The sequence below is a fragment of the Halomonas pelophila genome (assembly GCF_040196315.1).
In the GTDB taxonomy this organism is placed as follows: domain Bacteria; phylum Pseudomonadota; class Gammaproteobacteria; order Pseudomonadales; family Halomonadaceae; genus Halomonas; species Halomonas pelophila.
Map to the genome: position 1 here is coordinate 16,144 of NZ_JBEGCI010000024.1, position 19,175 is coordinate 35,318.

Genomic DNA, 19,175 nt, shown 5'->3' on the forward strand with positions numbered 1-19,175 from the left:
GTAGTTTTTTTTCATTATAGAGTTAGACATAGACTAACTTTTATATTAGATTTATAGTCAATTTTTGATTAATTATTTAATACTAGACAAGCAGCTGCCACTACGTTTGGTTCTGGCAGGATAGCGATCGGGAAAGCTTGGGCCTCCCCGTTCAAAGAACCGTGCTTGTGGGCATCCAGCACACGGCTCTCATCTTCATGACCCGAAAGTGGCTAAGCTTCTGAATTAATTAATGCTTAAATGATCAAGTATTAGAGATATCATTCAGCAAAGATGAACATCGTGCCAAGCCTCACAGCCAGATATAGTACCCGAGCATCCCGATCTGGACAGTTATCCGGTAAGTCGGGTGATGGAAGGTGCTATCGAAGAAGTACTCGAGGGCGTTTGTCTCACCCTGCTGTTACAGTATCGCCCGCCCGATGTGAAAGGTTATCGGGGCCTTCGAGGACGCCATGGCGAAGGATCCCGGTCTCGCCCCCCGAAAGTCTTGACCTGACCGAGTGATATCGGGATGCCTATCCCTCGCCGGCCCTGCGCCGGCAGTACGATCAGCAGGAGACCAGTGCGAACGTCTTCGTCGCACGCTACCGGGGAGAAGAGCTGTGGTTGCACCGGAGAGCCTGTGCGCCACGCTCATCAAGGGCGGCTGACGCTGCTCTCGGTGGTGCGGGATCTGGAGGGGGCCTTCCTGCACCTGCTGCGACTGACAAAAAAAAGATCGAGGGCTCCTCGCCCTCGATCCTTCTCGTCCGATGCTGGCCTGTCTGTCCGATCAGCGCCGCGTCGCATCGTAGCCCAGGTCGGCGCCGCGACTTTCGTCGCTGCGGCGACGGGCGCTGCTGCGCTTGCGATTCTCTTCCTCGCACACCTCGTCCTTGCCGCCGCAGACATCGCACCCTTCCTTGAGTCCGAGCTGGTTGAGACCGCCGCAGGTGCCGGCGATGGGCTTGCGCCCCATGATCACGCCGATGGCCATGGCGGCGACGATCAGCAGCATGAAGGCGAATACCACCAGGAAAAGGGTCATGTCGTGTCTCCTCGAGAGCGAAAAGGGCTAGGCGTCTAGCAGTGTGACAGCACAAGACCGTGCGAGGTCCATGGCGTCGACCTCTGGTGCCTGAGATGACGACCGGAGGCGATCGTCATGTCGGGCGGCAGAAGCAGGTGGCGGTAGCCGATGACCACCGTCACCACCGAAGCAAAGGGGCCGGCCTTTCGGCCGGCCCGGGCGTGCCGCATGGTGAGCGAGATCAGCCGCCGAAATCATCCAGCAGGATGTTCTCGGGCTCGACGCCCATGTCCACCAGCAGCTTGATCACTGAGGCGTTCATCATGGGCGGCCCGCACATGTAGTACTCGCAGTCCTCGGGGGCCGGATGGTCCTTGAGGTAGTTCTCGTAGAGGACGTTGTGGATGAAGCCGGTCGGCCCTTCCCAGTTGTCCTCAGGCTGCGGGTCGGAGAGCGCCAGGTGCCACTCGAAGTTCGGGAACTCCTCGGCCAGCTGGTCGTACTCCTCGTTGTAGAAGGTCTCGCGCCAGGAGCGCGCGCCGTACCAGAAGCTGATCTTGCGATCGCTCTTGAGACGCTTGAGCTGATCGAAGATGTGGCTGCGCATCGGCGCCATGCCCGCACCGCCGCCGATGAAGATCATCTCGGCATCGGTGTCCTTGGCGAAGAACTCGCCGAACGGCCCCATCACGGTGACCTTGTCGCCCGGCTTCAGCGCGAAGACGTAGGTGGACATCAGGCCCGGCGGATGGCTGGAGTTGGGCGGCGGCGTGGCGATACGGATGTTGAACTTGAGGATACCCTTCTCGTCCGGGTAGTTCGCCATGGAGTAGGCGCGGATGATCTCCTCGTTGTTCTTGTGGGAGATGTCGAACAGGCCGAACTTCTCCCAATCGCCCCGATACTCTTCCTCGATATCGAAGTCGGAGAACTTGATGTCGTAGGGCGGTGCCACCAGCTGCACATAGCCGCCGGCACGGAAGCCCACTTCCTCGCCTTCGGGGAGCTTGAGGTTGAGCTCCTTGATGAAGGTCGCCACGTTGGGGTTCTCGATGACCTCGCATTCCCACTTCTGGACGCCGAAGACCTCTTCCGGCACTTCGATCTTCATGTCCTGCTTCACGGGCACCTGGCAGGAGAGGCGCCAGCCTTCCTTCTTCTCGCGCAGGGTGAAGTGCGACTCCTCGGTGGGCAGGATGGAGCCACCACCCTCCTCGACCCGGCACTTGCACTGGGCACAGGAGCCACCGCCGCCGCAGGCGGAGGAGAGAAAGATACCGTTGGCCGCCAGGGTATTGAGCAGCTTGCCGCCGGCCTGGGTGGTCAGGGTGTGCTGGGGATCATCGTTGACCTCGATGGTCACGTCCCCGGTGCTGACGAGCTTGCTGCGTGCCGCCAGGATCACCGCGGTCAGACCGATGATGATCACGGTGAACATGACCACACCCAACAAGATGACTGATGTATCAACCATGTCGGTTTCCTATTGCTTGCGTTGCCTGGTCACCGGCGGCGCGAAGCCGCCGGCAGGAACGAGCCGTCTCAGAGCTGGATGCCGGAGAAGGACATGAAGCCCAGCGACATCAGGCCCACCGTGATGAAGGTGATGCCCAGCCCCTGAAGCGAGGCCGGCACGTCGCTGTACTTGAGCTTCTCACGGATCCCGGCCAGGGCCGTGATCGCCAGTGCCCAGCCGGTACCCGCACCGAGGCCGTAGACCACGGATTCGCCGAAGTTGTAGCTACGCTCGACCATGAACAGCACGCCGCCGAGGATCGCGCAGTTCACGGTGATCAGCGGCAGGAAGACGCCCAGGGCGTTGTAGAGCGCCGGCACGTACTTGTCGAGGAACATCTCCATGATCTGAACCAGGGCGGCGATGACGCCGATGTAGGAGAGCAGACCCAGGAAGGAGAGATCGATGTTCTCGGCACCGCTGATGCCGGTCCAGGTCAGGGCCCCTTCCTTGAGCAGGAAGGTGTAGACCAGGTTGTTCACCGGCACGGTGACGGTCAGAACCACGATGACCGCGATGCCCAGACCGATGGCCGAGGAGACCTTCTTGGACACCGCCAGGAAGGTACACATGCCCAGGAAGAAGGCCAGGGCCATGTTCTCGACGAAGACCGAGGCGACGAACAGGCTAAGATAATGTTCCATGTTACACGGCCTCCTTCGGCTGGGTGTTGGCCTTCATGGTGAACTCGTTCTCCTCGACCTGTTCCGGATTGAGGGCGCGCAGCACCCAGATGATCAGGCCGATGATGAAGAACGCCGAGGGCGGCAGCAGCAGCAGGCCATTCGGCACATACCAGCCGCCGTTCTGAACGGTCTCGAGCACGGTGATGCCGAAGACGCTGCCGGAGCCAAGCAGCTCGCGGAAGAAACTCACCACCATCAGGATGAAGCCGTAACCGAGGCCGTTGCCGATGCCGTCGAGGAAGCTCAGCAGCGGCGGGTTCTGCATGGCGAAGCCTTCGGCACGCCCCATCACGATGCAGTTGGTGATGATCAGGCCGACGAAGACCGAGAGCTGCTTGGACATCTCATAGGCATAGGCCTTGAGGATCTGATCCACCACGATGACCAGCGAGGCGATGATGGTCATCTGCACGATGATACGGATCGCGGACGGGATCTGATGGCGCAGCAGCGAGACGAACAGGTTCGAGAGCGCCGTCACGAAGATCACCGCCATGGCCATGACCAGCGACACGCTCATGCTGCTGGTTACCGCCAGAGCCGAGCAGATCCCCAGGATCTGCAGGGCGATGGGGTTGTTCTTGAAGATGGGCGTCGTCAGGACGCCCTTGGGAGTCGGGGCAGACATGGATCAGGCTCCTTCAGTGTCGTCGGACGCGGTGGCCATCGCCTGAGCCTCGGACCGCGAGATATCTTCGCGGAACTTGGCCAGGTACTCGCCAAAGCCCTGCGGGCTGAGCCAGAACTGCAGGAGGTTGGAGACCCCCTTGCTGGTCAGCGAGGCGCCGGACAGCGCATCGACTTCGGTCTCGCCGCTGGCGCCGCCCTTCACGAGCTGAATCGCCGGCTGCACGCTCTCGTCTTCGGCAAAGATCTCCTTGCCCTCCCACTGGGCCTTCCAGCGCGGGTTATCCACCTCGCCGCCTAGCCCCGGAGTCTCGGAGTGCGAATAGAAGGTGATGCCGTTGATGGTGTTGCCGTCGCCCTGCACGGAGAGATAGCCGCGCATCAGGCCCCACAGCCCCTGGCCGCGAATCGGCAGGATCAGCTGCTGGGGATCGTCCGGATTGCCCACCAGGTAGACGGTGCTGTAGTTCTCCAGCCGCGAAAGCCCGGCGATGTCTTTCTCACCGGACAGCGTGCGGGACTGGGCCGGATCCTTGGCCGCCTGGAAGCTGTCGTAGCTCTGCGGATCGTATTCGTCCGAATACTCGCCGGTGTTCAGATCGACGACGCGTGGTGTGATCTGCTCACTGTAGGCTTCCTCGATGTCCATGCCCGGCTCATAGAGGTCGGCCACGGCCAGGATATTCGACTTGCGGTCGAGCTCCTGGTTGAGCTGCTGCTTGGAGCGCAGCGCCACGGCGGCGGTGGAGACGATGATCGAACACACGATACAAAGTGCGAACGCCACCGTCAGGATCTTCTTGATGGAGTTGTTGCTCTGTGCCATCAGGCAGTCTCCTCGGCCGGCACACCGGTGCGCTGCAGGCGGCGCTTGATGTTGGCCTGTACAAAGAAGTGGTCGATCAGCGGGGCGAACAGGTTGGCGAACAGGATCGCCAGCATGATGCCTTCGGGGAACGCCGGGTTGACGACGCGGATCAGTACGGTCATGACACCGATGAGGGCGCCGAAGATCAGGCGACCCTGGTTGGTCATGGAGGCGGAGACCGGGTCGGTGGCCATGAAGACCATGCCGAAGGCGAAGCCGCCGACCACCAAGTGCCAGTACCACGGCATGGCGAACATGGCGTTGGTGTCGGAGCCGATCAGGTTGAACAGCGCACTGGTCGCCACCATGCCCAGGAACACGCCTAGCATGATCCGCCAGGAGGCGATCTTGGTCCACAGCAGCACCGCGGCGCCGATCAGGATCGCCAGGGTCGAGGTCTCGCCCACCGAGCCGGGCACGAAGCCGAGGAAGGCATCCCACCAGCTGAAGGTCTCGGAGAGTGCGGTCATGCCGTCCTGGAAGGCCAGGGAGAGCGCCGTTGCGCCGGTGTAGCCGTCGGCCGCCACCCACACCGCATCACCGGAGATCTGTGCCGGATAGGCGAAGTAGAGGAAGGCGCGGCCGGTCAGCGCCGGGTTGAGGAAGTTCTTGCCGGTACCGCCGAAGATCTCCTTGCCGATCACCACGCCGAAGGTGATGCCGAGCGCCACCTGCCACAGCGGAATGGTGGCCGGCAGGATCAGCGCGAAGAGCACGGAGGTGACGAAGAAGCCCTCGTTGACCTCATGGCCGCGCTTGATCGCGAACAGCACTTCCCAGAAGCCGCCGACCACGAAGGTCACCAGATAGATCGGCAGGAAGTAGGTGGCGCCAAGCACCAGGTTGGCCCACAGGCTGCCGGGATCGTGGCCCGTGGTCAGCGTCGTGACGATGGCCTCGCGCAAACCCGTCGGCGCGCCGAAGCCGTCGGCGATGGCCAGGTTGGCCTGCCAGCCGGCGTTCCACATGCCGAAGAACATCGCCGGGAAGGTGCACAGCCAGACGGTGATCATGATGCGCTTCAGGTCGATCCCGTCGCGCACGTGCGACGTGGTCTTGGCCACGCTCGGCGGCGTGTAGAAGATAGTGTCCACCGCCTCATAGAGGGGATAGAACTTCTCGTACTTGCCACCCTTGTGGAAGTGCGGCTCGAGATTATCGAGTGTCTGTCGGATAGCCATCATCAGGCCTCTTTCTCGATCATGGTGAGATTGTCACGCAGGATGGGACCGTACTCGTACTTGCCGGGGCACACGTAGGTGCACAGCGCCAGGTCCTCTTCATCCAGCTCCAGGCAGCCCAGTGACATTCCCGTCTCGATATCGCCGACGATCAGCGTGCGCAGCAGCTGGGTGGGCAGGATGTCCAGCGGCATCACCTGCTCGTAGGCCCCCACCGGCACCATGGCGCGTTCGGAGCCGTTGGTCGAGGTGGTCGGCGCGTAGCTGCGAAGGCCCTTGATCTTCGAGATATAGATGCCCAGTACCGAGTGGCGGTTAGCGCCAGGCGACATCCAGCCCATGAAGATACGCTTGTTGCCTTCCTCGAGCAGGCTGATCTGATGGTGGAAGCGCCCCAGGTAGCAGAGGCTTCCTTCGGCGGTGAATCCTGAGAACACCGAACCGGAAATCACGCGGGTTCCGGTGGGTTCGACGACTTCACCGTCGAGCAGTTCCTCGGTGCTGGCCCCGAGGCGGGTGCGCAGCAGGCGCGGATTCTTGGCGCGCGGGCCACCCACGGCGATCACGCGTTCGACGTCGAGCTTGCCCTCGGCGAACAGCTTGCCGAAGGCGATGACGTCCTGATAGCCGAGGTGCCAGACGCGCTTGTGCAGGGCAACGGGCGAGAGATGGTGGATGTGCGTCCCCACGAGTCCGGCCGGATGCGGGCCGGCGAAGGTCTCCTGCTGCACGCCTTTGAGATCGCCACCCGGCACCCGCGTCTCGGGCGCCGTGCAGAGGTAGACCTGTCCCTCGGTGAGGTGGGCCAGCACCTTGAGGCCATCCTCGAAGGCCTCGGCCTGCTCGTTGATGATGGCGGCAGGATCGGCGGCCAGCGGATGGGTGTCGATGGCGGTGACGAAGATATCGGTCGGCGCGCTGTCGATGGCCGGCGTGCGCGAGAAGGGACGCGTGCGCAGCGCCGTCCACAGCCCCGACTCGACCAGCTGGTCGACGACGGTCTGGCGCTCCAGGCTCTCCAGCTTATCGCGGCCGTGGGCGGTGAACTCGACCGCCTCCTCGGATTCGTCGACCTTGATCACCACCGACAGCAGCTTGCGCTTCTCGCCACGGTTGATGGCAACGATCTCGCCGGCCGCCGGGGCCGTGAAGCGCACGCCATCGATCTTCTTGTCGGTGAAGAGCAGCTGGCCAAGCTTGACCCTGTCTCCCTCACGGACCTCCATGGTCGGCTTCATGCCGACGTAGTCGGTGCCCAGGACGGCCACATGGCGCACCGGCCGCGCATCCTCGATACGCTCCGCCGGTGTCCCCGCGATGGGGAGATCCAGGCCTTTCTTGACTTCGATCATAGTCTCGCCCAGTTGATGGATCGGATAGATGAAGAAAGGGGGTTCGAATGGATTCGAATTCTTCTGTTTTCAGTACGTTACCAGACAGGCCCGAGGCTCGCTCGAACCACCCCGAAAAATCCACCGTATTATAAAGACAAGCGTCAGGGATGACCACCTGACCTTAGGTCGCAAGGCGCACCGCGACGCAAGGGGTCGCGGTGTCGCAGGCCGCACAGCGCCCGATGCCCGCCGCCGCTGCCCCAAACGCAACGCCCCCGCGGGAGACATGCTCCAGCGGGGGCGTGGCAGCGCTCGGCGCCGAGGTGACGTCACCGCGCGGGAGGCGCCGGACCGCGTGGGCCCGGCGCCACCCGCGAGGCATCAAGCCTGGGCGCGGGGCAGCTTGAGGAAGTGCACATTGGAGACCTGTTGCAGGATGCGGATCACCTGACAGCTGTAGCCGAACTCGTTGTCATACCAGACGTAGAGGACGGCATTCTTGCCGTTGGCGATGGTCGCCTTGGCATCGACGATGCCGGCGTGACGGTTGCCGACGAAGTCGGTGGAGACGACCTCCGGCGAGTCGACGAAGTCGATCTGCTTCTGGTATGGCGAATCGAGCGACATGCGACGCAGGAAGTTGTTCAGCGTCTCGGCGTCGGTCTCCTTGTCCAGGCGGAGGTTGAGGATCGCCATGGAGACGTTGGGGGTCGGCACGCGGATGGCGTTGCCGGTCAGCTTGCCGTCGAACTCCGGCAGCGCCTTGGCGACCGCCTTGGCGGCGCCGGTCTCGGTGAGCACCATGTTGAGCGGGGCGCTGCGACCGCGACGATCGCCCTTGTGGTAGTTGTCGATCAGGTTCTGGTCGTTGGTGTAGGAGTGCACGGTCTCCACGTGGCCATGCTCGACGCCGAACTCATCGTTGAGCACCTTGAGCACCGGCACGATGGCGTTGGTGGTGCAGGAGGCCGCGGAGATGATGCGGTCCTCGTCGCTGATGTCCTGGTGGTTGATACCATAGACGATGTTCTTGACGTCGCCCTTGCCCGGTGCGGTCAGCAGCGCCTTGGCCACGCCCTTGCACGCGAGGTGCTGGCCCAGGCCCTCGGCATCGCGCCAGATGCCGGTGTTATCGACCACCACGGCGTTGTCGATGCCATGGGCGGTGTAGTCGACCTCGGCCGGCGAGTCGGCGTAGATCACCTTGATGGCGTTGCCGTTGGCGATCAGGGTCCGCGACTCGACGTCGACGCTGATGGTGCCGTCGAACGGGCCGTGGACCGAGTCGCGACGCAGCAGGCTGGCGCGCTTCTCCAGGTCCTTGGCGATGTCGCCGCGGCCGCGCACCACGATGGCGCGCAGGCGCAGCAGGTTACCGCCGCCAGCCTTCTCGACCAGCACCCGCGCGAGGATGCGGCCGATGCGACCGAAGCCGTAGAGCACCACGTCCTTAGGCTCGCCGTTGCCGGCGTCCGGGTCGTGGGCATCGACGATCTCGCCGAGCTGCTCGCGCAGGAAGGCCTCGGCATCGCCGCCGCCCTGCCGCTTGAAGGCCACACCCAGCTTGCCCACGTCGACGTGGGCCGGCCCCAGGTTCAGGTCCATCATGGCCTTGACCAGCGGGAAGGTGTCCTGCACGGAGAGTTCGGTACCCTCGACCTTACGCACGAAGCGATGATCCTTGAGGATGCGGATCACGCTGCGGTTGAACAGCGAGCGCCCGAACATGGTCACGACCACGTTGTTGTGGCGATAGAGGCTGCCGATCATCGGGATCATCTGCTCGGCGATCGCCTGGTTGTCGTGCCATTCCTGGAAGACGGTATCGGGGGACTGCTGGCTCACGGGTGGCCTCTCCTGGGTGAGAATAGTGAGGTAAGGTCGGAGGGTATTATCCGGGGGGACGCCCCCGGGGGCAATCGCAGGATGGTCGCAGCCGCTGTAGGGGTATTACAGAAAGGTGCGCTCGACTACAGCGCCACGCCGGGGCTGGTATGATGAGGCCACTTTGCATACGCCGCTCACGAACACGGTTGGGTAACCGAATCGCATGCCGAACTTCTCGCCGCTCGACCCGCCGCGCCCCCAGGGGCTGCGCGACATCCTCTACTGGCAGACCCCGGCGGGCAGCGCCACGGCGCTGGCCCTGGCACACCTGGCCGAAGACGCGCCGCTGCTGGTGATCACCCCCGACACCGCCTCGGCCCAGCGCCTGGAGGGTGACCTGGGCTTCTATGGCCGGATGCCGGTGATGCCCTTCCCGGACTGGGAGACCCTGCCCTACGACAGCTTCTCGCCGCACCAGGATATCGTCTCGTCGCGGCTGCGCACCCTGCGCCGTCTGCAGGACGGCGAGCACGGCATCGTGCTGGTGGCCATCAACACCCTGATGCAGCGCCTGCCCCCGGTGGACTACATCGCCGGGCGCGTCATGACGCTGGAGGCGGGCCAGACGCTGGATCGCGAAGGCTTTCGCAGCGCCCTCTCGCGCGCCGGCTATCGCGCCGTGGAGACGGTCTTCGAACCCGGCGAGTATGCCCTGCGCGGCGCGCTGATCGATCTGTTCCCCATGGGCGCCGAGTCGCCGCTGCGCATCGACCTGTTCGATGACGAGATCGACACCCTGCGCCACTTCGATCCCGACACCCAGCGCAGCCAGGACCGCGTCGGCCGGGTGGAACTGCTCCCGGCCCACGAGTACTCGCTGTCGCGCTCGGCCATCGCCTGCTTCCGAGAGGGATTCGAGACCCTGTTCGACGTCGACCCGCGCCAGTGCCCGCTCTACGTGGACGCCCTCAAGGGCATCCCCTCCCCCGGCCTCGAGCAGTACCTGCCGCTGTTCTTCGACGAGACGGCGACGCTGTTCGAGCACCTGGCAGAGGGCACCCGGGTGGCCATGCTGCCCGGGGTCTTCGAGGCGGCCGAGCACCACTGGGCGGCCATCGAGAGTCGCTTCGAGAATTTCGGCGTCGACCCGACCCGCCCACTGCTCCCCCCGCACCGGGCGTTCGTGCCGGTGGCCGAGGTCTTCGGCGGCATCAAGCGCCATCCCCGGATCGCCCTGACCGACGAGGCCGAACACCGCCACGCCGTGGCGCCCGCCAGCCAGGCGCCGCCGACGGTGACGGTCAACGCCCGGGCAAAGCACCCGCTGGCGGCCCTCTCGACCTTCCTCGACGACCATCCCACCACGCGCGTGCTGTTCGTCGCCGAGTCCCGCGGCCGGCGTGAGGCCCTGGAGGAGACCCTGGCACCGCTGGGGCTCGCCCTGCCCCACGTCGAGGACTTCGCCGGCTTCCTTGGGTGCGACGCGCGCCTGGCCATCACCGAGGGCGAGATCGATGCCGGCCTGTGGCTGAGCGATCCCGACCTGGCGGTGATCAGCGAGACCGAGCTGTTCGGCGAGGTGGTGCGCCAGAGCCGGCGGCGCGAGAAGGCCACCGACGAGGGCGAGCTGGCGATTCGCCACCTCTCGGAGCTGCGCCCCGGGGCGCCGGTCGTTCACCAGGCCCATGGCGTGGGCCGCTACAAAGGGCTCGAGACGATCGAGGCCGGCGGCCAGGCCGCCGAGTTCGTGACCCTGGAGTACGCCGAGGGCGCCCGCCTCTACGTGCCGGTGGACAGCCTGCACCTGATCTCGCGCTATGCCGGTGCCGACGACGAACTCGCCCCGCTGCATCGGCTGGGCTCCGACCAGTGGGAGAAGGCGCGCCGCCGCGCCGCCGAGAAGATTCGCGACACCGCCGCCGAGCTGCTCGACATCTACGCCCGCCGCGAGGCGCGGGAGGGCTTCGCCTGCCCGCCGCCCGACGAGGAGTACGCCCGCTTCGCCGCCAGCTTCCCCTTCGAGGAGACCCCCGACCAGCGCGCCGCCATCCAGGCCGTGATCGGCGACCTGACGGCTCCGCGCCCCATGGACCGGGTGGTCTGCGGCGACGTCGGCTTCGGCAAGACCGAGGTCGCCATGCGCGCCGCCTTCCTGTCGGTCCACGCCGGCCGCCAGGTGGTGGTGCTGGTGCCCACCACCCTGCTCGCCCGCCAGCACTTCGAGAACTTCCGCGACCGCTTCGCCGATACCGCAGTGAACATCGAGCTGATCTCGCGCTTCACCGCCGGCAAGGGCCAGGCGGCCTCCCTGAAGCGCATCGAGGAGGGCCAGGCGGACATCGTCATCGGCACCCACAAGCTGCTCTCCAAGAGCACCAGGCTCCCCAAGATGGGCCTGTTGATCATCGACGAGGAGCACCGCTTCGGGGTGGCCCAGAAGGAGCGCCTGAAGAGCCTGCGCAGCGAGGTGGACATCCTGACCATGACCGCCACTCCGATCCCCCGCACGCTGAACATGGCCATGAGCGGGATCCGCGACCTCTCGATCATCGCCACCCCGCCGGCCCGGCGCCTCTCGGTCAAGACCTTCGTCCAGCAGCGCGACGAGGCGGTGATCAAGGAGGCGATCCTGCGCGAGATCCTGCGCGGCGGCCAGGTCTACTTCCTGCACAACGAGGTCAAGACCATCGAGACCGCCGCCGAGACGGTCCGCGCGCTGGTGCCCGAGGCGCGGGTCGGCGTCGCCCACGGCCAGCTGCCGGAGCGCTCGCTGGAGCGGATCATGTCCGACTTCTACCACAAGCGCTTCAACGTGCTGGTCTGCTCGACCATCATCGAGACCGGCATCGACGTGCCCAGCGCCAACACCATCGTCATCGAGCGCGCGGACAAGTTCGGCCTGGCCCAGCTCCACCAACTGCGCGGCCGCGTCGGTCGCAGCCATCACCAGGCCTATGCCTACCTGCTCGCCCCGCCGCCGCGGGTCATGAGCAAGGATGCCGCCAAGCGGCTGGAAGCCATCGCCGGCGCCGAGGACCTGGGGGCCGGCTTCACCCTGGCCAGCCACGACATGGAGATCCGCGGGGCGGGCGAGCTGCTCGGCGAGGAACAGAGCGGGCAGATGGAGGCCGTCGGCTACGGCCTCTACATGCAGATGCTCGACCGCGCGGTGACGGCGATCCGCGAGGGCCGCACTCCCAACATCGAGGCCCCGCTGGATCAGGGCGTGGAGGTCAGTCTCAACCTGCCGGCGCTGATCCCAGACGACTACCTGCACGACGTCCAGCAGCGCCTGGTGATGTACAAGCGCATCGCCAGCGCGGCCGACGAGGCAGAGCTCAAGGAGCTGCAGGTGGAGATGATCGACCGCTTCGGCCTGCTGCCGGCGCCGGTCAAGACCCTGCTGCGCCAGACCCGACTGCGCCAGCGCGCCGAGCGCCTGGGCATCGCCCGCCTGGAGGCGGGCCCCGAGAAGGGCCGGGTGATCTTCTCCGGCCAGACCGCCGTCGATCCGCTGGTACTGGTGCAGCTGATCCAGCAGGCGCCCGACCGCTACCGCCTCGACGGCGCCGACACCCTGCGCTTCGAGGCGAGCATGGAGCAGGAGGAGGCGCGCTTTGCGGCGGTGGAGGGGCTCCTCGAGACCCTCAACCGCAAGGCCGAGGCGGCCTGAACAACGACACCGCGGGGGGATGCGCCCTTGCCGATCCACCCGCCCCACCTGGCAGAAACCGGTCGCGCCGGGCGATACTATAGGGTCAAGACGCCCAGGAAGGGCCCATCGCAGCCCCCGACGACCGGTAACCACGAGACATGACTCGATGACGCACTATTCCCCGCTCGGGCGCTCCGCCCGCTTCGCCACCGCACTGGGCCTCTTCACTGCCCTGACCGCGCCCCTGCAGGCCAACACCGACGACTGGCCGCAAGGCCACTACCCCCTCCCCGAAGAGGGCGACATTATCGGTGAGGTCTACACCATCACCTCCGACAGCGGCGATACGCTGATCGAGATTGGCCATGAACACGGTGTCGGCTATGAGGAGATGATCCGCGCCAACCCCGACATCAGCATCTGGGCCCCCTACGAGGGCACCGAGGTGGTGATTCCAGGCCGCTTCATTCTCCCCGAGGGGCCCCGTGAAGGCGTGGTGGTCAACGTGGCTGAGATGCGTCTCTACTACTACCCGCCCACCGAGGAAGGCGAGACACCCCGTGTCGAGACCTACCCCATCGCCGTGGGCCGGATGGACTGGAAGACGCCGCTGGGCGAGACCCGGATCACCGAGAAGGTCAAGGATCCGGCCTGGTATCCGCCGGCATCGATCCGACGCGAGCATGCCGAGGCCGGCGACCCCCTCCCCAGCGTGGTGCCACCAGGCCCCGACAACCCGATGGGCACGCGCAAGATGCGCCTGGGCATACCCGGCTACCTGATTCACGGCACCAACAAGCCCGAGGGCGTCGGCATGCGCGTCACCCACGGCTGCATTCGCATGCTGCCGGAGGACATCGAGGCCCTCTTCCCGCGTCTGTCGGTAGGCACCAAGGTCAAGCTGATCAACGAGACTCTCAAGCTCGGCTGGGCCGACGGCGTCCTGCACGTCCAGGCCTATCCCTACCTCGACGAGGAGGACGGCACCTCCATCCAGCGCATCACCGAGGCACTTTCCCAGGTCGACACGGCGATCAGCGGCCTGGACTATCCGGTGGACTATGCTCGGCTGCGTGAGGTCGTGGAGGTGCCGCGCGGCATTCCGGTGGCCTTGGACGTCGATGCCACCGAGCCGGCCCCCGAGACCCTCTGGGATCGCCTGGAGCTGATCGCCGCCGAGAGCGTCACCGGCGGACGCCAGACAGAGGAAGGCTGACCCTCGCCCCTGGCCGGCAGGAGACTCCCTGCCGGCCACCCTCTCCAGCAGCGTTCTGCTTTTCGCCTCACGCCTCCTCAACTGCTCGATATGGGCCTACAAGCGCTACGCATGGCCCTCCGAGCGATCGGCCAGGCTCCCTGCCAGGCGCGGTTTTCCACACCGCTCACGAGCTCGAGAGCGCCCACAACCCCCACCAAAGACAACAGGGGCCTCGCCAATATGGCGAGGCCCCTGCCTGAAGGTTCGACTACCGCCCAGACGGGCGGCAGAGAACGATCACTTGCGCATGGAGCTTTCGAACATGCGGTTCATCTCGTCGCGGTTCTGCTGCGACATCTGCAGGGCAGCCTGAGCGTCACGCTGCGCCTGGTTGGCGGTGTTCTGCGCCTGGGTAGCGATGCTGCGAGCTTCTGCGGCGTCAGCCTGGGCAGACTCGGCGGTCATGCGGACTTCTTCCAGGGCGCCAGAGGACGCACAGCCAGCCAGCACGGCCAGAGATGCAGCAGCGGCGGTCAGCTTCAGGGTAGTCTTCAGAGTCATGGTGTTCTCCTTGAGTCTTCCTTGGTACTGCGTTGATGTTGCCTGGGAATCAGGCTTCCTGCAGGTGCAGGACTTCGTGCAGCGACTTCTGCTGCGAAGCACGGGGAGTCAAACGCTGTTCTAAAGTACGTCACGGAATACGTCACGGCGCTTATCCTTAGCTTAGAACGCCCCTTGCGCATGTAAAGACTAGCGGATCACGACGCGTGTGCCAATGTCGATCAGCGACGACAGGCGCTCTACCTGCGGGTCCGTCACCGCCACGCAGCCATCGGTCCAGTGAAAGCGCTGATGAATGTCGGGATCCCCCTCACCGAGGCCGTGAATACCGATGAAGCCGCCAAGGATCGTTTCCTGGGGCGGATAGCCGTGACGGCGGTAGTAGGAGAAGTAGTCGTCGTAGTCCTGCCGACTGTATATCCCGGACTTCAGGGCCATGCGGGCATGGGTCGGGGTGGGATAGTCCAGGCCGATGAAGATGTGGAACTTGCTGCGACGGTTGAAGCGATTGACCCGGAACTCCCCCAGCGGCGTAGCCCGGCCGCCTCGCTGACGCTGGGGCTTGGCCCCTCCGCGTCCCAGCGACGCCCGGTCGAACTCCTCCAGTAGCCGGTTACCCTGATAGACCTTGAGGTTGGCCTCGCTGTCATCGACCAGCACCCAGCGCTCGTGATCGCTGCGTGGCACGATGGCTCGGGACAGCACATCGTCCATCGTGCTGGCGGATGCGGACGTCCCCAGCAGCAGCAGGGGGGAACTCAGCGCCAACAGGCCGAAGCGGCGACGGGTCAGGTGATTCATCGGCAACATCTCTGGGGCAGGCAGGAAATGGAAGGCATCGATATGGCCGCCGTTATACCGCATTGCGCCGACGCTGTCAGGCGAGGAATCGATACGGGGTGGCTCCCACTCCGATCAGGTGGGCAGGATCGCGCCCATGCGAAATATCTCGCGCAGGCTGGTGATGCCGGCCGCCGCCTTCGCCAGGCCATCGGCGAGCATCAGCGTCTCGCCACGCTCCAGCAAGGCGCGTCGCAAAACGGCGTCATCGGCATGCTTGAGCAGCAGGGCGTGATCCTGCGGGGTCGGCTGCCAGATCTCGAACACGCCTGTGCGCTCCCGGTAGCCCAGGCCATCACATCGCTCACACCCCACCGGCACCCAGGCCTCATGCGGCGCCGAGAGCCCCACCGCCTCGAGCCACTCGACCTCCTGCGGCTCGGTAGGCCCCTTCTCTCGACAGTGTTCGCAGAGTCGACGGACCAGCCGCTGGGCGATCACCAAGCCCAGGCTGGCGCTGATCTCGGCATCGACCAATCCCAGCTGTCGCAACGCGGAGACGGCGCCGACGGCGTCACGGCTGTGCAGGGTTCCCATCAGCGAGCGGCCGCTGCCGGCCACGCTGACCGCGGCGGCCGCGGATCCGGGGTCACGGATCTCACCGATCAGCACGTAATCGGGATCCAGACGCAGCAGGGAGCGGGTGCCGGTGGCGAAATCGAGGCCGTTATCGGCATCCACCTGGATCTGGTTGATACCGGGGATGGCGTACTCCACCGGGTCCTCCAGCGTCACCACATGGCTATCGCCGAGCCGCAGCTGGTGGAGCAGGGTATACAGGGTCGTGGTCTTGCCAGCACCGGTCGGCCCGGCCACCAGCAGCATGCCGCCGGTGGCATCCATCCAGCGACGGATGCCCCGTGCGCCCTGCTCGCCGACCCCCAGGGCAAGGGGATCGTGGAAGGCCCTGGGGGGTGCCAGGAAGCGAATGGCCAACTTCTCGCCGGCGACGCAGTTCACCGCCGTGACCCTCAGGAAGGTCTCCTGTGCCGCCTCGTCCTCGGCGGGCCAGCTCAGGCTGCCCTCGCTGGCGACTCGGGAAGGCATCGGATCGAGGCCCGCCAGCACCTTGAACTGGTTGACGAGGCGCACCCCCTCGCCCCACTCGAGCTCCAGGGCGTCGATGACTCGACCATCAATACGCAGGCGCACGCGCCACTGATCGCGGGAAGGATCGAGATGGATATCGCTGGCCCGCGCCCGAATGGCGTCCTCGATCAGCAGGTGAGCCTCCAGGAGATCATCCTCGGACTCGGCGCCCGACACGGGATCTCGCCGGGCCTGCAGGCGGGACAGCAACGTTGCCCGGGGCCGTGGCGGTTCGCTGCCCATCAGCGGGCGTCCTCGCGGGCGCGGGCTACCGTCGGGCGAAAGGGGAACATCGCTTCCGGCATCGCTGGCACCTCAGTAGTCCTCGAGTCGCTGCATATCGCGGGCCAGGCGTCGCACCTCGGCCTCGTGGCCGCTGGCGAGCGCGGCGAAGAACTCACGCACCGCCTCGATCGAGGCCTGCTCGATGCGGTGCGCATAGAGGTCCTGCAGGGTGCGATGCATGGTCAGGGCCGTGGCCAGCACATCCTGAACGCTGTCGCAGGCCATGCTCTCGGTGAGACGATCGAGAGTGGGCGCATGAGGAAAATCGGCCGGATCGTCGAACCAGGTCTCGAGGACCTTGCGATGGTCACTGCCCTCCTCGAGATAGCGAGTCAGCTCGGTCTGCATCTTGCGCTCATGCTCGGCCAGGTACTCCAGGGCCATGCGTACCCGATCGCTGACGTCGCCGGCGGCCAGCCGGTCGTAACGCTCGGCCAGCCCCCGGTGATAGTCGGCCGCCCAGGCGACCAGCTCCTTGACCTGATGAAAGCGCATGCGACGCTCCTCCCGGTGATGCCCGACGCGGGCGAGTGGATCCTGCCTTCAGCCTAGCCAAGCCGCCGGCATTACGCTTGATGCAGATCATCCGATATGCGCGCGGCGCCGTCGGGGGCAGGCGGCGCAGCGCCACGCCGGAACGCCGGACCGCAGGGATCAGCCGAAGAGGCCCTGGCTGCGCAGGTAGTCGTCGTAGCTGCCGCTGAAGTCGGTGATCCCGGTACCGCTCATGTCGAGGATACGGGTCGCCAGCGACGAGACGAACTCGCGGTCGTGGCTGACGAAGATCAGCGTGCCCGGATAGTTCTCGAGCGCCAGGTTGAGCGCCTCGATGGACTCCATGTCCAGGTGGTTGGTCGGCTCGTCCATCAGCAGCACGTTGGGCCTGGTCAGCGCCAGCTTGCCGAACAGCATGCGGCCCTGCTCGCCGCCGGAGATCACCTTGACCGACTTGCCGATGTCGTCGCTGGAGAACAGCATCCGCCCCAGGGCACCGCGGACTTCCTGCTCCCCGCCGGTGGTCCACTGGGCCATCCACTCGAACAGGGTGGCGTCATTGGCGAAGTCGTCGGCGTGATCCTGGGCGAAGACGCCGACCTCGGCGCTGTCGGTCCAGCGCACCGCGCCGGCATCGGGGTGCAGCTCACCCGCCAGGGTCCTGAGCAGGGTGGTCTTGCCGATGCCGTTGGGGCCGATGATGGCGATGCGCTCGCCGGCCTCCACGGTCATGGAGAGGCGCTCGAAGAGCGGCGCGGTGGCGTCGAATCCCTTGGTGATCGCCTCGACGTTGACCGCGTTGCGGTGGATCTTCCTGCCCTGCTCGAAGCGGATGAAGGGACTGACCCGACTGGAGGGCTTGATGTCCTCAAGCTTGATCTTGTCGATCTGACGCGCCCGGGAGGTGGCCTGCTTTGCCTTGGAGGCGTTGGCCGAGAAGCGGCTGACGAAGGCCTGCAGCTCGGCGATCTGCGCCTTCTTCTTGGCGTTGTCGGCGTGCTGTCGCTCGCGGGCCGCCGTGGCGGCCGTCATGTAGTCGTCGTAGTTGCCGGGGAACAGCGTGACCTCGCCGTAGTCCAGGTCGGCCATGTGGGTGCAGACGCTATTCAGGAAGTGGCGGTCGTGGGAGATGATGATCATGGTGCTGTCGCGGGCGGTCAGCATGCCCTCCAACCAGCGGATCGTGTTGATGTCCAGGTGGTTGGTCGGCTCGTCGAGCAGCAGCACATCGGGGTCGGCGAACAGCGCCTGGGCCAGCAGCACGCGCAGCTTCCAGCCCGGGGCGATCTCGCTCATGGGGCCCGTGTGCTGGTGCAGGGGAATACCCAGGCCCAGCAGCAGCTCGCCGGCCCGGGACTCGGCGGTGTAGCCGTCGAGTTCGGCGAAGCGCACCTCCAGGTCGGCCACGGCCATGCCATCGTCCTCGCTCATCTCCGGCAACGAGTAGATGCGCTCGCGTTCGGCCGCGACCTGCCACAGCTCGTCGTTGCCCATGATCACGGTGTCGATGACCCGCTCGTCCTCGAAGGCGAACTGATCCTGGCGCAGCTTGCCCAGCCGGGCGCCGGATTCGACCATCACCTGGCCCGAGGACGGCTCCAGATCCCCGCCGAGGATCTTCATGAAGGTGGACTTGCCACAGCCGTTGGCGCCGATCAGGCCGTAGCGGTGGCCGTTACCAAACTTGATGGAGACATTCTCGAACAGCGGCCGGGCGCCGAACTGCATGGTGATATTGGCGGTGGAGATCAATGAAGCGTCCAGTCAGTGCGTGAAGGGGGCGCGATTGTACCGGTTATCGCCGCCGGTCACATCCGAATCAGCTTAGGGCAACCACTATCACAGCTGTCAGATGCGGGGAACGCCGGAGGCAGTCCTAAGAGGAGATACCGTCTCTCCTGACCGGCCGCAACCCTCATTGAGTTGGTTGTGGCCGATATTCGGTTTGTGACTTCAAGACGCCGAAAGCGATATGCACCAATTTGCGCATGGCGGCCCCCA

General features: G+C 65.3%; 15 protein-coding genes. 2 read left to right on the forward strand and 13 right to left on the reverse strand.

The genetic code is table 11. The annotated features are described in order from the left end of the window. Positions 1–775: 775 nt before the first annotated feature. From nqrM to ABE957_RS17815, 8 genes are all read right to left on the reverse strand, one after another. The gene (nqrM, locus tag ABE957_RS17780) at positions 776–1,030 is read right to left on the reverse strand and encodes a (Na+)-NQR maturation NqrM (protein ID WP_315585405.1); all 255 of its coding nucleotides are present in this window, start codon (positions 1,028–1,030) and stop codon (positions 776–778) included. A gap of 223 nt (positions 1,031–1,253) precedes the next feature. After that, positions 1,254–2,486, reverse strand: a complete 1,233-nt coding sequence (gene nqrF, locus ABE957_RS17785; protein ID WP_349760007.1) for an NADH:ubiquinone reductase (Na(+)-transporting) subunit F — start codon at positions 2,484–2,486, stop codon at positions 1,254–1,256. Positions 2,487–2,554: 68 nt separating this feature from the next. Beyond that, positions 2,555–3,172: an NADH:ubiquinone reductase (Na(+)-transporting) subunit E gene (gene nqrE / locus ABE957_RS17790; protein ID WP_071945613.1), complete on the reverse strand. Its 618-nt coding sequence runs from the start codon at positions 3,170–3,172 to the stop codon at positions 2,555–2,557. Position 3,173: 1 nt separating this feature from the next. Then, a complete protein-coding gene (locus ABE957_RS17795; protein ID WP_349760008.1) occupies positions 3,174–3,842 on the reverse strand; it encodes an NADH:ubiquinone reductase (Na(+)-transporting) subunit D in 669 nt (222 codons plus the stop codon). A gap of 3 nt (positions 3,843–3,845) precedes the next feature. Continuing rightward, positions 3,846–4,667, reverse strand: coding sequence for a Na(+)-translocating NADH-quinone reductase subunit C (locus ABE957_RS17800; RefSeq protein WP_349760009.1), 822 nt, complete (start codon positions 4,665–4,667; stop codon positions 3,846–3,848). Continuing rightward, on the reverse strand, positions 4,667–5,893 hold the full coding sequence (locus tag ABE957_RS17805; RefSeq protein ID WP_349760010.1) for an NADH:ubiquinone reductase (Na(+)-transporting) subunit B: 1,227 nt from the start codon (positions 5,891–5,893) through the stop codon (positions 4,667–4,669). The genes ABE957_RS17800 and ABE957_RS17805 overlap by 1 nt, the downstream gene beginning before the upstream one ends. Continuing rightward, positions 5,893–7,242, reverse strand: a complete 1,350-nt coding sequence (locus ABE957_RS17810; protein ID WP_349760011.1) for a Na(+)-translocating NADH-quinone reductase subunit A — start codon at positions 7,240–7,242, stop codon at positions 5,893–5,895. The genes ABE957_RS17805 and ABE957_RS17810 overlap by 1 nt, the downstream gene beginning before the upstream one ends. Positions 7,243–7,605: 363 nt before the next feature. After that, a complete protein-coding gene (locus tag ABE957_RS17815) occupies positions 7,606–9,069 on the reverse strand; it encodes a glyceraldehyde-3-phosphate dehydrogenase (protein ID WP_349760012.1) in 1,464 nt (487 codons plus the stop codon). A 205-nt stretch (positions 9,070–9,274) separates the two neighbouring features. On the opposite strand from ABE957_RS17815, the gene mfd reads away from it, so the two are divergent. Both mfd and ABE957_RS17825 read left to right on the forward strand, forming a co-directional pair. Next, on the forward strand, positions 9,275–12,724 hold the full coding sequence (mfd, locus tag ABE957_RS17820) for a transcription-repair coupling factor (RefSeq protein ID WP_349760013.1): 3,450 nt from the start codon (positions 9,275–9,277) through the stop codon (positions 12,722–12,724). Positions 12,725–12,872: 148 nt separating this feature from the next. After that, positions 12,873–13,922, forward strand: coding sequence for a L,D-transpeptidase family protein (locus ABE957_RS17825; RefSeq protein WP_349760014.1), 1,050 nt, complete (start codon positions 12,873–12,875; stop codon positions 13,920–13,922). 279 nt (positions 13,923–14,201) lie between these two features. On the opposite strand, the gene ABE957_RS17830 is transcribed toward ABE957_RS17825, so the two are convergent. The 5 genes from ABE957_RS17830 to ABE957_RS17850 form a co-directional block, all read right to left on the reverse strand. Next, a complete protein-coding gene (locus tag ABE957_RS17830; RefSeq protein WP_349760015.1) occupies positions 14,202–14,465 on the reverse strand; it encodes an Lpp/OprI family alanine-zipper lipoprotein in 264 nt (87 codons plus the stop codon). A 189-nt stretch (positions 14,466–14,654) separates the two neighbouring features. Then, complete coding sequence (locus ABE957_RS17835; protein WP_349760016.1) at positions 14,655–15,266, reverse strand: L,D-transpeptidase family protein; 612 nt, start codon at positions 15,264–15,266, stop codon at positions 14,655–14,657. A 114-nt stretch (positions 15,267–15,380) separates the two neighbouring features. Next, positions 15,381–16,637: a GspE/PulE family protein gene (locus ABE957_RS17840; protein WP_349760017.1), complete on the reverse strand. Its 1,257-nt coding sequence runs from the start codon at positions 16,635–16,637 to the stop codon at positions 15,381–15,383. Between the two features lie 72 nt (positions 16,638–16,709). Beyond that, positions 16,710–17,174, reverse strand: a complete 465-nt coding sequence (locus tag ABE957_RS17845; protein ID WP_349760018.1) for a 2-hydroxyacyl-CoA dehydratase — start codon at positions 17,172–17,174, stop codon at positions 16,710–16,712. A gap of 159 nt (positions 17,175–17,333) precedes the next feature. Beyond that, positions 17,334–18,926 carry an ABC-F family ATPase gene (locus ABE957_RS17850; protein WP_349760019.1) on the reverse strand — a complete coding sequence of 531 codons (1,593 nt, stop codon included), beginning with the start codon at positions 18,924–18,926 and terminating at the stop codon, positions 17,334–17,336. Between the last annotated feature and the right edge of the window lie 249 nt (positions 18,927–19,175).

What these genes read in the sequence shown, in the direction of transcription:
- nqrM (WP_315585405.1), bottom strand. Translation starts at nt 1,030, where the DNA reads ATGACCCTTTTCCTGGTGGTATTCGCCTTCATGCTGCTGATCGTCGCC.
- ABE957_RS17840 (WP_349760017.1), bottom strand. Translation starts at nt 16,637, where the DNA reads ATGGGCAGCGAACCGCCACGGCCCCGGGCAACGTTGCTGTCCCGCCTG.
- ABE957_RS17805 (WP_349760010.1), bottom strand. Translation starts at nt 5,893, where the DNA reads ATGATGGCTATCCGACAGACACTCGATAATCTCGAGCCGCACTTCCAC.
- mfd (WP_349760013.1), top strand. Translation starts at nt 9,275, where the DNA reads ATGCCGAACTTCTCGCCGCTCGACCCGCCGCGCCCCCAGGGGCTGCGC.
- ABE957_RS17835 (WP_349760016.1), bottom strand. Translation starts at nt 15,266, where the DNA reads ATGAATCACCTGACCCGTCGCCGCTTCGGCCTGTTGGCGCTGAGTTCC.
- ABE957_RS17810 (WP_349760011.1), bottom strand. Translation starts at nt 7,242, where the DNA reads ATGATCGAAGTCAAGAAAGGCCTGGATCTCCCCATCGCGGGGACACCG.
- nqrE (WP_071945613.1), bottom strand. Translation starts at nt 3,172, where the DNA reads ATGGAACATTATCTTAGCCTGTTCGTCGCCTCGGTCTTCGTCGAGAAC.
- ABE957_RS17830 (WP_349760015.1), bottom strand. Translation starts at nt 14,465, where the DNA reads ATGACTCTGAAGACTACCCTGAAGCTGACCGCCGCTGCTGCATCTCTG.
- ABE957_RS17800 (WP_349760009.1), bottom strand. Translation starts at nt 4,667, where the DNA reads ATGGCACAGAGCAACAACTCCATCAAGAAGATCCTGACGGTGGCGTTC.
- nqrF (WP_349760007.1), bottom strand. Translation starts at nt 2,486, where the DNA reads ATGGTTGATACATCAGTCATCTTGTTGGGTGTGGTCATGTTCACCGTG.
- ABE957_RS17795 (WP_349760008.1), bottom strand. Translation starts at nt 3,842, where the DNA reads ATGTCTGCCCCGACTCCCAAGGGCGTCCTGACGACGCCCATCTTCAAG.
- ABE957_RS17845 (WP_349760018.1), bottom strand. Translation starts at nt 17,174, where the DNA reads ATGCGCTTTCATCAGGTCAAGGAGCTGGTCGCCTGGGCGGCCGACTAT.
- ABE957_RS17825 (WP_349760014.1), top strand. Translation starts at nt 12,873, where the DNA reads ATGACGCACTATTCCCCGCTCGGGCGCTCCGCCCGCTTCGCCACCGCA.